This window comes from Algibacter sp. YIN40, assembly GCF_057219435.1.
Map to the genome: position 1 here is coordinate 367,174 of NZ_JBXVVC010000002.1, position 12,939 is coordinate 380,112.

16 protein-coding genes are annotated in these 12,939 nt (G+C 30.3%); 11 read left to right on the forward strand and 5 right to left on the reverse strand.

Annotated elements, in window-relative coordinates; genetic code table 11:
* Nucleotides 1-18: 18 nt before the first annotated feature.
* Nucleotides 19-603 (forward strand): DUF4202 domain-containing protein, encoded by a 585-nt coding sequence (locus tag AC2D6V_RS09460; RefSeq protein WP_484647889.1) that lies wholly within the window; start codon nt 19-21, stop codon nt 601-603.
* A gap of 40 nt (nt 604-643) precedes the next feature.
* Here AC2D6V_RS09460 and AC2D6V_RS09465 read toward each other — a convergent pair whose 3' ends face one another.
* The 5 genes from AC2D6V_RS09465 to AC2D6V_RS09485 form a co-directional block, all read right to left on the reverse strand.
* Complete coding sequence (locus AC2D6V_RS09465; RefSeq protein WP_484647890.1) at nt 644-1,462, reverse strand: class I SAM-dependent methyltransferase; 819 nt, start codon at nt 1,460-1,462, stop codon at nt 644-646.
* Nucleotides 1,463-1,474: 12 nt separating this feature from the next.
* A complete protein-coding gene (locus tag AC2D6V_RS09470; protein WP_484647891.1) occupies nt 1,475-1,987 on the reverse strand; it encodes an OsmC family protein in 513 nt (170 codons plus the stop codon).
* Between the two features lie 22 nt (nt 1,988-2,009).
* Nucleotides 2,010-2,357, reverse strand: coding sequence for a hypothetical protein (locus tag AC2D6V_RS09475; protein WP_484647892.1), 348 nt, complete (start codon nt 2,355-2,357; stop codon nt 2,010-2,012).
* Between the two features lie 174 nt (nt 2,358-2,531).
* Nucleotides 2,532-3,059, reverse strand: a complete 528-nt coding sequence (locus tag AC2D6V_RS09480) for a hypothetical protein (protein ID WP_484647893.1) — start codon at nt 3,057-3,059, stop codon at nt 2,532-2,534.
* A 111-nt stretch (nt 3,060-3,170) separates the two neighbouring features.
* Complete coding sequence (locus AC2D6V_RS09485; protein ID WP_484647894.1) at nt 3,171-4,043, reverse strand: helix-turn-helix domain-containing protein; 873 nt, start codon at nt 4,041-4,043, stop codon at nt 3,171-3,173.
* 136 nt (nt 4,044-4,179) lie between these two features.
* Between AC2D6V_RS09485 and AC2D6V_RS09490 the strand changes: the two genes are divergently transcribed.
* From AC2D6V_RS09490 to AC2D6V_RS09535, 10 genes are all read left to right on the forward strand, one after another.
* Nucleotides 4,180-4,593: a response regulator gene (locus tag AC2D6V_RS09490; protein WP_484647895.1), complete on the forward strand. Its 414-nt coding sequence runs from the start codon at nt 4,180-4,182 to the stop codon at nt 4,591-4,593.
* Nucleotides 4,594-5,133: a heme NO-binding domain-containing protein gene (locus AC2D6V_RS09495; protein ID WP_484647896.1), complete on the forward strand. Its 540-nt coding sequence runs from the start codon at nt 4,594-4,596 to the stop codon at nt 5,131-5,133.
* Complete coding sequence (locus AC2D6V_RS09500; RefSeq protein WP_484647897.1) at nt 5,133-6,722, forward strand: PAS domain-containing sensor histidine kinase; 1,590 nt, start codon at nt 5,133-5,135, stop codon at nt 6,720-6,722. Before AC2D6V_RS09495 ends, AC2D6V_RS09500 begins: the two co-directional genes overlap by 1 nt.
* Nucleotides 6,723-6,724: 2 nt before the next feature.
* Entirely contained in the window at nt 6,725-7,042 is a 318-nt protein-coding gene (locus AC2D6V_RS09505) for an Hpt domain-containing protein (protein WP_139002462.1), read from the forward strand.
* Between the two features lie 9 nt (nt 7,043-7,051).
* The gene (locus AC2D6V_RS09510) at nt 7,052-7,771 is read left to right on the forward strand and encodes a LytR/AlgR family response regulator transcription factor (protein ID WP_484647898.1); all 720 of its coding nucleotides are present in this window, start codon (nt 7,052-7,054) and stop codon (nt 7,769-7,771) included.
* Between the two features lie 126 nt (nt 7,772-7,897).
* Nucleotides 7,898-8,182 carry an STAS domain-containing protein gene (locus tag AC2D6V_RS09515; RefSeq protein ID WP_484647899.1) on the forward strand — a complete coding sequence of 95 codons (285 nt, stop codon included), beginning with the start codon at nt 7,898-7,900 and terminating at the stop codon, nt 8,180-8,182.
* Between the two features lie 406 nt (nt 8,183-8,588).
* Complete coding sequence (locus tag AC2D6V_RS09520) at nt 8,589-9,947, forward strand: UDP-glucose dehydrogenase family protein (protein ID WP_484647900.1); 1,359 nt, start codon at nt 8,589-8,591, stop codon at nt 9,945-9,947.
* Between the two features lie 19 nt (nt 9,948-9,966).
* Entirely contained in the window at nt 9,967-10,905 is a 939-nt protein-coding gene (locus AC2D6V_RS09525) for a UDP-glucuronic acid decarboxylase family protein (RefSeq protein ID WP_484647902.1), read from the forward strand.
* A gap of 30 nt (nt 10,906-10,935) precedes the next feature.
* Entirely contained in the window at nt 10,936-11,322 is a 387-nt protein-coding gene (locus tag AC2D6V_RS09530) for a response regulator (protein WP_484647903.1), read from the forward strand.
* A gap of 53 nt (nt 11,323-11,375) precedes the next feature.
* On the forward strand, nt 11,376-12,563 hold the full coding sequence (locus AC2D6V_RS09535) for a sugar transferase (RefSeq protein ID WP_484647905.1): 1,188 nt from the start codon (nt 11,376-11,378) through the stop codon (nt 12,561-12,563).
* Nucleotides 12,564-12,939: the final 376 nt, after the last annotated feature.

Consider the following 12,939-nt stretch of genomic DNA (forward strand, 5'->3'; position numbering starts at 1 on the left):
TTTGCAATTTAATAAAATATGAAGCCAACTCGATTTGAAACAGCTATAGCTTTAATTGATAAAGCAAATTCTGAAGATGTTAATTCTTATCAAGTTGGAGATATTGAATACCCCAAGGAGCTATTGTATTCGCAACGCATGTCAAGGAAGCTTTTGCAGTTTAAGCCAAATGCTTCAAAGGCACTTCAAATTGCTGCGAGAGCACAGCACATTTGTCGTTGGAAAATTTCTAGAGACAAATACCCAATGAATAGGGTAGGCTATTTAAAATGGCGCGAAGCATTAAAAAAAATGCATGCAGACTTAACTGCCGATATTTTGCGACAAGTTGTTTATAATGAACAGTTTATAGATAGGATTAGATTGCTTATTCTTAAAAAGCTTATTAAGAAAAATGAGGAATCTCAAGCTCTTGAAGATACTGTGTGTCTGGTGTTTTTAGATTATTATTTCGAAGAGTTTGCTGAAAAGTATGCTGATGAAAAGGTTATTGATATTCTAAAAAAAACCTGGGTTAAAATGTCTGATGAGGGTCAACAGGTCGCGTTGAAAATTAATTTTTCAAAAAAAGCAAATGCATTGTTAAAGCAAGCACTTCTATAGGTGTTTAATAAAAAGTGCTATTGAAAATAATTCTATTTTTTTATTCTTTAGTGCCACTACCAATCACGAATTCACCAGGGATTTCATACCCCTTTACGGTCTTATATATTTCTATTGATTTTGCATATTCAACGCGAGCTTCTTGTTTGGTTTTTTCATCAAACCTTGCATAAGCCATAGCTACTGGACCGCCTAAAAAAGAAGCATCGCAAGCTTCTTTTTCAGTTGAATAAAATAAAGTGGTTTTTATTCTTGATAAAGAGATGTTTTTAAATCCAGCATTTACAAATGGATATTTAAGAGTTTCATTTTCGCCAAGATTAAAAAACATAGGACAGACATCTGTATTAACACGTTTGTCTACTATAGGAAATATTTCAGACCATCCACATTGTTTTCTAGATCCCCAGACAGCTACTGTCGCTTTACCACCTGGCTTTAAAGTTCTATGGATTTCTGATAAAGCTTTATCTGGGTCTGGAAAATACATAAGTCCTAAGGCACAAGTTGATTTATCGAAGGCATTATCTTTTGAATCGATGTTTTCAGCATCCATTCTTTTAAATGTTATATTTTTAGTTTTAGATGAATTAACAAGATCATTTCCCATGTTTACCATTTCATCAGAAATATCAGTTGCTATAATACTACCATTTTTACCAACACTATTTGCCAATCGAAATGAAACTAAACCAGTGCCAGCTGCTATATCTAAAATTGAATCCTCTATTTGTGGGTTTGCTTCTTCTAAAAGTTTGTCATGCGCTGGTAATAATTGTTCTTGCCAACATTTCTCATAATATTTTGCGGCTTTATCCCATCCGTATCTTTGCACTCTTTTTTGTAATTCAGGTTTCATAGTTGGGTGTTTTTAATTGTTGATAATTTCTAGTTTACGTATACAGGTTTGTTCTCTCGTGAAAACATCTAAATAGGGACTGTGCCGATCGGCTATATTTAAGAAATCTTCAATTTCTTCGTGAGAATTTGGGCTTGATATTTTAACTGAATAGTGTACTTCTTTATATCCCGCTGGATTAATAGATGTACCAAATAGAGCACCATCATCATAATCTGCTTCTACTATAATTTCTAATTCATTTATAGATATATCAAGTTTAGAAGCCCATAACATATAGCCAGTTGCTAAACAACTACCAAATGCAGCTCTACCCAATATACCTGGACTAGGAGCATTACCCGTCCCTCCGATTTGTTCTGGCATATCTGTTTTTAGTTCCCAATTACCCTCGTTAATTTGACACTGAAGCCCATCGGTAATTCGAATTGTTGAGATTCCTTTTCCTAAGCCTATTGAAGGTTTTAATGAAAGTGCTTTTTCGTTCCTTTCAAATTTTTCTTTTATTTTAATTTGTTGATTCATTGGTGTTGTGATTTAAAGTTTATTAAGCTGCGATAAGGATATTTCGCTCTAATCCTATAAAAATACTTTTCATTAGATAATTATACTTTCTGCCTGATTGAATAATTAGTTCTTTTATTTCTAGAAATAGTGAATTCAAAAGATCTGACGAATAATTATTCTTTTCAATAGCAGTGCATATTTTTTGAATACTTTTGTAGTCATTATCTTTATGGAACTCTTTTTGCAAATCATTGGATCTATTTTTTGAAATATTGAAAATATTTGCATCAAGGTTTCGATTTGTTATTGAAAAGTCTGTATTGATACAATAAAGTACTAAATGTGCTTTTAATTCTTCTTTAGACCAATTTGGTTCTACTTGTTCCATAATATTTGAATTAGTTTGTTTGATATTAATGATGCATTAGGTATGCCAAACATTTTAAGACACTGATAAACAATTAATTAATAGTGTTTATGGTTAAAATTTGTGTTACGAAATATCGTTAACTAACGAAATATCAAAACCAGATTAATGACATTTCGTTAGCTTATGGAATAATTAGTAAGCAATTTTCAATACTTTACTTCTGTTTTTTTTGGTAATTTTTATTTTGTACGCTTCTTGTAGTTCTTGGTTCCTTATATAATGAGTATAATAAGTGTTGCTTTTGAATGACCAACCAGGATAAGTCTTACTAACTTTAATTCTCAAATCTATTGGGAGTCTAATATTTTTAAAGACACCTTTTTTTGACAAAATATCACCACTATTATTATAAATAGCGATTATTTCTCCATGTTTTCTTTTAAAAATTACGCGATAGGTTGCTTCTTCAGAATTATCATAAACATTGTTGTTTTTAATGTTGTATAAGAATGCTTCAGATTCAATTTCCTTAACAAAATTTGATTCAAGAGTACCACTTATAGTTTCGCTATCACCTGAATTTGATTCCCTAACATATTTGTGTTCAGATAATAAATGAGTATCAATTTCATCTGAGTTTAAAAAAGCAATATTTGTTTGCTGTGCGTTTAAAGTGTTTATAGCAATTACACTTGCGATTGTTAATAATAAAGTTTTCATGACATATTAGTTTAAAATTATATGCCAAAAATATATTAGAATAGGGGCTCAATATTTTCTTAAAAGTTCAAAAAGTTTTCTTAAAAGTTCAAGCATGTAAAAAAGAGAATATTACGGGTTTAAAACCTGTTTTCTATACTGATTTGGTGGTAACTCATACTTTTCCTTGAAGCTACTATTAAAGTGCGAAGCGTTTTTAAAACCACTTTCAAAACAAATATCGTTGATGTTCAATTCAGGATTTTCTAACAAGGTTTTTGCATATTCTATACGTTTGTTATTAATCCACTTACCTGGGGTTTCATTATAGTATTCTTTAAAGTCTCTTTTAAATGTAGATAGACTTCGCCCAGTTAAACGTGCAAACTCCTCAAGGTTTAAGTCGCAATGAAAATTCTTCATCATAATAGTATCAAGATTAGATTTTTCAATTTGTTGCAGTGAAGAAAAGTAGCTGATAAGATCTCTATTGAGAGGATTTAACGCAATATTGTAGAGAAGCTCATTAAATTTCATTTCTACTAAATCCTTAGGGATATTGTTACCCTGATTCATATAGTTAAAAACGGAAATAAATAATGCATTCAATGAATCGTTTACGTCAATAGGAAAAATTTGATTCTTTGATACCGCTTTTTTATGATACGAATTAGTAATTTGTCCGTGCGTTTTTACAAATCGTCTAATAAAATCTTCAGAAATAAAAAATAGCATGACACAATATTCATTTTCGAAATACTGCTTCGTGTTGTACACGCCTTGTTTTATAAAAAGTGCTTCGCCCTCAATAACGGTGTGTTTCTTTTCTAAAGCTGTCCAGTCTTTTTTCCAACTAATCACATAATTAATAATTGGTGTGTCGGTCCATAGTTTAAAGTTTTCAACTTCTAATGGACATTTGTATTCTACAAATAAATAATCATCACCAACAAGTTTGTTGAACTTTGGGTGTTTAAGAAAATATTTATGAATATCGACTATCATTATAGCAAATTTAGTTAATTTGGGCATAACCATTCATCGACACTTAATTGCATCTCAACTATACTTAAATTCAATTAATCGAATGCTTATTATGCAACGCATAGATTTGTTCTATTTTCACAGTTAAAATCGTTTAATGAATAATTGTTTAACAATCTTGCTTATTGAAGATGATATGATAGAAGTTATGAAGTTGAATAGGGCTATATCTTCGCTTCAACTCAATCATAAAATTGTGGAAGCAAATAACGGTGAGGAGGCCTTAGAAATTTTAAAGAATAAAGAAGCTTTACCAGATATAATTTTACTAGATTTAAATATGCCAAAAATTAATGGCATTGAGTTTTTAAAAATCTTAAAAGAAGATAAGAATATAAAATATTTGCCTACTATTATTTTAACAACATCAAATAATAAAAGAGATTTATTAGAATGCTTTAAAATTGGAATTTCTGGTTATGTTTTGAAACCTTTAAAATATGAGGATTATGTATTTAAAATCAAAAATATTTTGTCCTATTGGAGTATTAACGAATTAATAAAAACTTAAATGAAAGGTATTGTATTCACAGAATTCTTAGATTTAGTTGAAGATAAATTTGGTTTAGAAATGGTTGATAAAATCATTGAACAATCGGAATTGGAGTCTGGTGGGGCCTATACTTCAGTGGGGACATATGACTTTTCTGAAATGCTTCAATTATTGAAAAATTTAAGTTCATATACTGGTATTTCAATTGATGATTTGCTCTTAGTATATGGAGAGCATTTTTTTTCAGTTTTAGAGGAAAATTATCCATCTTTTCTTAAAATGTATTCAGATCCTATTGAAATGTTAGCTTCTATTGAAAATCATATCCACGTCGAGGTAATTAAAATTTATCCAGATGCTGAGTTGCCTACGTTTCAGCTTGTGGAAAGAACGGATAATTCCTTAATAATGATTTACAAATCTAGTCGAGCAATGCATCATTTTGGTTTAGGATTAATGAATAAAACCTTTGAACACTTTAATACCACCGCTTCTATAATATTGGAAAAAATAAAGGAAGATGGTACTGAGGTTAAGTTTATTATTAATAAAAATTAATGAGTCAAGATAATATTGACATATTAAAACGAGCCCTTAAACGAGAAAAAGAGGCAAGAAAATCTGCTGAAAAAATTTTAGAACAAAAATCTACAGAACTCTACTATTCCAAGAAGAAAATAGAAGAATTGTATAGAGAAGTGGAATCTGAATTAACAAGAACAGACTCTCAACTTCAAGGCGTTTTTGAAAATATTGTTGATGCCTATGTTATTATAGATATGGCAGGAAATGTTTTAAAAATGAATGTTACTGCAGCTGACTTATTTGATTTTAAATCTGTTAAGGCGGAAGAAAACCTAATGAGTATGGTGCTTCCAGAAGATATTGATTATGTTTCTCAATCGTTTAAAAAGCTCCAGAAAGAAGGTTCTATTAAGGACTTTAAAATTAACATAAAAACAAATAGAAATTACGTAAAACATGTTCATGTAAATGCTAGCATTATTTATGATAAAGGAATAGCTGTTGCAGCTCAAGGTATATTGAGAGATATTACTCAAGAAAATAAGTATCAAAAAAGTTTAGAGGCTGAAAGAGAGAAGTATCGCGCTATTACAGCAAACATGAACTTAGGTTTACTGGAGGTAAATAATAATGACGAAATTTTATTGTGCAATTTAAGTTTTTGTGAGATGTCTGGTTATGCACAAAAGGAACTTATTGGTAAGAGAGCTAGTGACATATTTCTAGATAGTGAGGTTGCTCAAATTATTAAAGAAGAAAATTTAAAAAGGCAAAAGGGTCATTCGAATTCTTACGAGTTAAAAGTTAAAAGCAAACATGGTAAAATAAGATATTGGTTGGTTAGTGGGGCGCCAAATTACGATCTAGAGGGGCAAGTTATAGGTTCAATAGGTATTCATTTGGATATTACCGCTTTTAAAAAATTGCAAGAACAAAAGGAAAAATTACTAAATGATCTTGAAAAAAGTAATGACGGGTTACATGAGTATGCACATGTAGTCTCCCATGATTTAAAATCACCGTTGCGTAGTATAAATGCTTTGGTAAGTTGGTTGAAGGAAGATAATATTGAAAAGTTGGACGCAACAAGTATAGAAAACTTTGGACTCATTGAATCTACTTTAGAAAAAATGGAACAGCTTATATCCAACATTCTAACTTATTCAAGCCTTAGTGAACAAACATATTCAAAAGGACTTGTTGATTTGAATGATGTTTTATTAGAAGTTAAACGAACTATTTATTTTCCAGAGCATATTTCCTTAAATGTTAACTCCAAATTACCAGTTATAACTGGTGATAAAATCAAATTGGAACAACTGTTTCAAAATTTAATCGGTAATGCGATTAAGTATTGTGATAAAGAAGAAGGGTTTATAGAAATTAATTGCCAAGAGTTTGATGATCATTTTGAATTTTCGGTTAAGGATAATGGAATTGGGATTGAAAAAAAACATCATGAGAAAATATTTAAAATATTTAACTATCTAAATAAAAGTAAAGACTCTTCAGGCATTGGTTTATCTATAGTTAAAAAGATAGTGAGCCTTCATGGTGGTGAAGTTTGGCTAAAGTCAGTAGTAAATGAAGGAACCACCTTTTATTTTACTTTAAAAAAATAAGTATGGAGCAACCTAATTTATCATATATTAATAGTATGTCTGGAGGGGATGAACGTTTTGAAGAAAAACTTATAATGATTATTAAAGATGAGTTTCCAATTGAGAAGAAGGATTATTACCACAATTATAAATCCAATAATTTTAAGTTAGCAGCAGGAAACGTACATAAACTTAAACATAAAATTAGTATTTTAGGCCTTGAAAAAAGTTATGAGATTGCTGTAGCATTCGAGAATAATTTATTAAAAGGCAATACCAACCTTAGTCAAGAATTCGAATCTATTTTAATAAACATAACTAATTATTTAAAAAAGTTATAATTAGTATATATGAATTGTATAATTATTGACGATGAGGCTGCTTCTCGAGCTATTATTAGCCATTTTTGTTCAAGTTTTAACAACATAAGCGTTATAGAGGAGTTTCCTAATGCAATTCAAGCAATAAAGTTTTTAAATCAAAATGAAATTGATTTAATTTTTCTAGATATTCACATGCCTGACTTTAATGGAATTGATTTTATTCAAACCTTGAAGAACCCGCCAAAAATAGTGCTTACAACATCTGATGCAAATTTTGCCATACAGGCTTTTGAGTATGATTGTATTGTAGATTATTTAGTAAAGCCAATTTCCTCTGAACGTTTTACAAGGGCAATTCAGAAGGCTAAAAATGCAGTGTCAAAACCTAGTTTAGAGGATGCAAATTCTAGTGCTGAAAATATAGAGACTACATCGGGTAATGACTTGTATGTAAATATTGATAGACGTTTAATTAAAATTGATATACCCAGTATTTATTTGGTTGAAGCTAAAGGTGATTATATTCAAATAAAGACAGAAGATAAAAACTATACTGTTCATTCTACATTAAAAAAAATAGAAGATAAATTACCCATAGATTTATTTTTAAAGGTACACCGTTCTTTTATAATTAACGTTAAAAAAATAATTGATATCGAAGACAATAGTGTTTTAATTAAGAAAGATGTCATTCCGGTAAGTCGTTCAAATCGTCCTGAATTAATGAAACGTCTTAATCTTCTATAAGCATTTAACTAATTATCTGTGATCCGGTGTCATCCATCTACACATTTTGTTTATTTATCGAAAATAATAATAATCGGGTTGGATAAATAACATCTTTGTTTATATAAATACTTATAATAGATAAAGATGTCACTAAGGATTACAGAGAATAATGGTGTTTACTTTTTAAGGGGAAATCTTAATGCCCTTACAAGTAATTTTCTTCTAAAGCATATTGACTTATTAAAAGAGCTTGGACACGGTATAACTATAAATATAGATTTTGTGAACGAAATTGATGCCTTTGGCATGTTAACATTGAGGAATTTATATAAAAGCACTTTAAGAAGAAACCAAAACTTTTGGATTACTGGAAACGGATGTAAGGAAATTTATCAAGATTTCATGATTGGCGATTTATCAGAGCGCTAGATTTTATCAGTGAGTTTATTAAAATAAATACCTATAATGTAATTTATTAATAATTAATTCTTTCTATATTGAATTTTAATAGCAGCGGCAGTCTTATTTAATAAGGTTGCCGTTATTTTTTTAATTAATAAAATCTTCTTTGTCTAACTTATTATTCAATAGGGCTATTTGTGCATATAACTAATATTATAATTCCTTGTTATTTACATAAAAAAATAGAATCAATAATTTATAACCTTAGTTTCATAGATTATATAATGCTTTATTACATGTGTTTAATCTTTATATTCTTTTAAGATTTAACAGTTAAAACAATTCACTCATCTACATCAAACTTCTCTTCATCGAAATATAACGACGCAAGGCTTTTAATCAAAGTAAGTTTGTCTCATAAAAATTTAATATTATGAAAATAACAATTATTGGAAGTGGTTATGTCGGTCTTGTAACTGGAGCATGCTTTTCAGAAGTGGGTATTGACGTTAGATGTGTCGATGTAGATCAAAATAAAATTGACAACTTAAATAAAGGAATTATACCAATTTATGAGCCTGGCTTAGAAAGAATGATTAGCAGGAACATGGATAAAGGGCGATTACAATTTACAACAAGAATATCGGAGGCTATTAAAGGATCTGATGTCATCTTTATATCTGTAGGTACACCGCCAGATGAAGATGGCAGTGCTGATTTAAAATATGTTGTTCAAGTAGCCCGTGATTGCGGTAAATATATGAATGACTACACGCTGGTAGTTACTAAAAGTACTGTTCCGGTTGGCACTTCTTTAAAAGTTAAAAATGCTATTCAGGAAGAATTAGATAAAAGGGATGTAATGGTTCAATTTGATGTTGCATCAAATCCTGAATTCCTTAAAGAAGGGGCTGCTATTGATGATTTTTTAAAGCCAGACAGGATTGTTGTGGGAATAGAAAGTTCGCGAGCCCAAGAACTATTAAGTAACTTATATAAACCTTTTACTCTCAATGGTCATCCCATAATATTCATGGATATAGTGTCGGCAGAAATGACAAAATATGCAGCCAACTCCATGTTAGCTACAAAAATTAGCTTTATAAATGATATTGCAAATTTATGTGAAATAGTAGGAGCAGATATTAATAACGTAAGAAAAGGAATTGGTTCTGATGCTCGAATAGGGAGCAAATTTATTTATCCAGGTATTGGATATGGTGGATCATGTTTTCCTAAAGACGTACAGGCCTTAATAAGAACGGCAAAAGAAAACAATTATGATTTACAGGTTTTAAAAGCTGTAGAAGCTGTAAATAATAAACAAAAGTCAGTTTTATATAATAAAATCTCCAATTATTTTAATGGAGATTTAAAGGGTAAAACGATAGCGATTTGGGGACTATCATTTAAACCTCAAACGGATGACATGCGCGAAGCACCATCATTAGAGATTGTTAAAAAACTTCTACAAGCTGGCGCCAATGTAAAAGCCTATGACCCTGTTGCTATAAATGAAGCCAAGCATCATTTTGGCAATACTATATCATATTATAATGATCAATATGAAGCGCTGATAGAAGCTGATTGCTTAGCTGTACTAACAGAATGGCCAGAATTTAAAATACCTAATTTTAATATTATTGAAAAATTGTTAAATACTAATGCCATTTTTGATGGTAGAAATATTTATGACAAGACAGAAGTGAAGAAAAATGGTTTTGATTATTTCTGTATTGGTATTAACACCACTAAAGATGTTTTAAAACCAGAACTAAGTTTGTCATATTAAAATTTATTAATTAAGCATTATGATACGAAAAAAAATTCTTGTAACTGGTGGCGCTGGTTTTGTAGGTTCACATCTTTGTGAACGATTATTAAATGAAGGAAATGAAGTTTACTGTTTAGATAATTTCTTTACAGGACAGAAACAAAATATTGTGCATATGCTTAATAACCCATACTTTGAGTTGATACGTCATGATGTGATAAATTCATATCTTATTGAAGTGGATGAAATTTATAATTTGGCATGTCCAGCTTCACCAGTTCATTACCAATATAATCCCATTAAAACGATAAAAACTTCTGTCATGGGCGCCATTAATATGCTAGGGTTGGCTAAAAGAGTAAATGCTAAAATATTACAGGCTTCTACAAGTGAGGTATACGGAAACCCATTGGTACACCCTCAACCAGAATCATATTGGGGAAATGTAAACCCTATTGGCGAGCGGTCCTGCTATGATGAAGGCAAACGTGCTGCAGAAACCTTATTTAGTGATTATCATAAACAGAATAATGTTAGAATTAAAATTGTAAGAATTTTTAACACTTATGGCCCTAAAATGCATCCTAATGATGGAAGAGTTGTTTCAAATTTTATAGTGCAGGCATTAAAAAACCAAAATATTACGGTATATGGAGAAGGTAATCAGACACGCAGTTTTCAATATGTAGACGATTTAGTTGAAGGTATGATTAGAATGATGGGGTCACCTGAAAGCTTTATCGGGCCAGTTAACATTGGAAACCCACACGAATTTACAATTCTTGAACTTGCAGAAAAAGTCATAAAACTTACAGAATCGAAATCAAAAATTATTTATCGGCCGTTGCCATCTGACGATCCAATGATGAGAAAACCGGATATTACAGTTGCAAAAAAAGAACTAGACTGGGAACCTAATATAAGGCTTGATGAAGGATTGGTAAAAACAATCGAGTTCTTCAAAACTATTATTTAAAGTAAAAAGTAGAAATAATTAAATAAAATCATGAAGAAAAAAATATTAGTTGTAGATGATGAGTTAACAACCTGTGTGTTATTAGAACATTTTTTGTCATCGCAATATGAGGTTGCTACAACAAACTCAGGAATTGAGGCATTAAAATGGTTAGAAACCAACTTACCAGACTTAATACTAAGTGATATTCAAATGTCTAACATGGACGGTTTTGAGTTATTGCAAGAAATAAGGTTAAAAGGATATACGAAACACACACCTATTATAATGCTTTCAGGACAGATTGAAAGTAAAGAAAGAATAAAATGCTATAAACTTGGAGCACAAGATTACTTAACAAAACCTTTTAATCCAGAAGAACTTGAAGAATTAGTTAAGAAAAACCTCTTTCCAATTCATTATGCAAGTAACTGGTAATCAATTAAATATTTACGATTAAAAAACAATTTAATCCATACAACCATTTTATTATGACGATACTATATGTTGGAAGTTCTGCCGAAATTTATATGCAGTGCGCAAAAGAAAATAATGTGATCATAATTTCAGTAGTGAACGGACTGGAAGCCTTAAATATCCTCAATAGCAACAAAGACATAAAAGTAATTGTAAGTACTTATAATTTACCTGGTAATAATGGGATTTTTTTATATGACCAAATAAAACAAGATCCAAATTTAGTTAACATACCTTTTATTTTGGTATCTGAAGAATTTAACAGCCAGACTTATAAAGATGCTTTTAACAAAGGCATTAATGATTACTTCGTTTCCACTTCAACTCAGGCAGAACAAATTATAAAAAGATCAAAATCATTACACCGTCAAAAATTAAATAATGCAGAAATAAATGAGGTTGTCAAACATAAATACAGTTCTAGAATTCCATTATCAAAGAGGATTTTCGATATAGTTTTTGCTTCATTAGCCTTATTAATGTTGTTACCGTTGCTATTAATAATAATGCTCGCAATACGTCTAGAATCCAAGGGAAAAGTATATTATATCGCTAAGCGTGTGGGTAGAAAAACATTCGATTTTTATAAGTTACGCTCTATGAGAATAGGTTCGGATAAGTTGTTGGCTAAGTTGGCAAAGGAAAAAAACCAATACAACTTAGAAAAAACCGTAATACCAGACACTGAGACAAATGACTGTCCAAGATGCAGCAGTTTGCCTGAAGCAGAATTTTGCTCACAAGTACTTCATGAAGGAATGGACAAAATATGTGATTACTGGCATAATGTTAAAAAACAAGAAGCAGCCAAAAACAAATCTACTTTTGTAAAAATTCTTGATGACCCAAGAATTACAAAAGTTGGAAAATTTATAAGAAACACGAGTATAGATGAACTGCCACAACTGATTAATGTATTGATAGGTGATATGTCTATTGTGGGTAACAGACCTTTACCAGTTTATGAGGCAGAATTATTGACCGGAGATGATTTATCAAAACGATTTTTAGCACCTCCTGGAATTACAGGCTTATGGCAAGTAGAACTTAGAGGAAAAGGGGGAATAATGTCTGAAGAAGAAAGAATGCGTCTTGACATTGAATATGCCGATCAATTTAAAGGGGATAATTATTCCTTGTGGTATGATATTAAACTCATCTTAAGAACTATACCAGCATTACTTCAGTCAGATACAGTATAAAACTAAAACTTAGTACCTAAATAAAATGTTTAATAACTAGGTTGAAGTGAAGGAGAAATCTTTGCCTTTTCTGTTTTTTTATTTTTCGCATAACATTTAATTTTTTTTTTGAGATTCATAAAAAAAATTTAATCAATCTTCAAGTAATTTAGTCTAGTCTTTTGGATTTTATATTTGATATTAAAAATAAAACAATTTAGATTATATAATAGGGGGAGTAAAGTAATTTATGGTAATAACTAACAGTTACTTAATAATCTATTTTTATCGAAATAGCACTCCATAGTCATAAACATCAAATTGATTCCATTCGACTACACTTAACTTCTATCCATCGAAATATCTGGTAAGATGGTATTTTGTCAACGTAAGTTTG

Bases quoted from the DNA above. Each gene is read 5' to 3' on its own strand.
- AC2D6V_RS09460 (WP_484647889.1), top strand. From the start codon at position 19: ATGAAGCCAACTCGATTTGAAACAGCTATAGCTTTAATTGATAAAGCA.
- AC2D6V_RS09465 (WP_484647890.1), bottom strand. From the start codon at position 1,462: ATGAAACCTGAATTACAAAAAAGAGTGCAAAGATACGGATGGGATAAA.
- AC2D6V_RS09470 (WP_484647891.1), bottom strand. From the start codon at position 1,987: ATGAATCAACAAATTAAAATAAAAGAAAAATTTGAAAGGAACGAAAAA.
- AC2D6V_RS09475 (WP_484647892.1), bottom strand. From the start codon at position 2,357: ATGGAACAAGTAGAACCAAATTGGTCTAAAGAAGAATTAAAAGCACAT.
- AC2D6V_RS09480 (WP_484647893.1), bottom strand. From the start codon at position 3,059: ATGAAAACTTTATTATTAACAATCGCAAGTGTAATTGCTATAAACACT.
- AC2D6V_RS09485 (WP_484647894.1), bottom strand. From the start codon at position 4,043: ATGATAGTCGATATTCATAAATATTTTCTTAAACACCCAAAGTTCAAC.
- AC2D6V_RS09490 (WP_484647895.1), top strand. From the start codon at position 4,180: ATGAATAATTGTTTAACAATCTTGCTTATTGAAGATGATATGATAGAA.
- AC2D6V_RS09495 (WP_484647896.1), top strand. From the start codon at position 4,594: ATGAAAGGTATTGTATTCACAGAATTCTTAGATTTAGTTGAAGATAAA.
- AC2D6V_RS09500 (WP_484647897.1), top strand. From the start codon at position 5,133: ATGAGTCAAGATAATATTGACATATTAAAACGAGCCCTTAAACGAGAA.
- AC2D6V_RS09505 (WP_139002462.1), top strand. From the start codon at position 6,725: ATGGAGCAACCTAATTTATCATATATTAATAGTATGTCTGGAGGGGAT.
- AC2D6V_RS09510 (WP_484647898.1), top strand. From the start codon at position 7,052: ATGAATTGTATAATTATTGACGATGAGGCTGCTTCTCGAGCTATTATT.
- AC2D6V_RS09515 (WP_484647899.1), top strand. From the start codon at position 7,898: ATGTCACTAAGGATTACAGAGAATAATGGTGTTTACTTTTTAAGGGGA.
- AC2D6V_RS09520 (WP_484647900.1), top strand. From the start codon at position 8,589: ATGAAAATAACAATTATTGGAAGTGGTTATGTCGGTCTTGTAACTGGA.
- AC2D6V_RS09525 (WP_484647902.1), top strand. From the start codon at position 9,967: ATGATACGAAAAAAAATTCTTGTAACTGGTGGCGCTGGTTTTGTAGGT.
- AC2D6V_RS09530 (WP_484647903.1), top strand. From the start codon at position 10,936: ATGAAGAAAAAAATATTAGTTGTAGATGATGAGTTAACAACCTGTGTG.
- AC2D6V_RS09535 (WP_484647905.1), top strand. From the start codon at position 11,376: ATGACGATACTATATGTTGGAAGTTCTGCCGAAATTTATATGCAGTGC.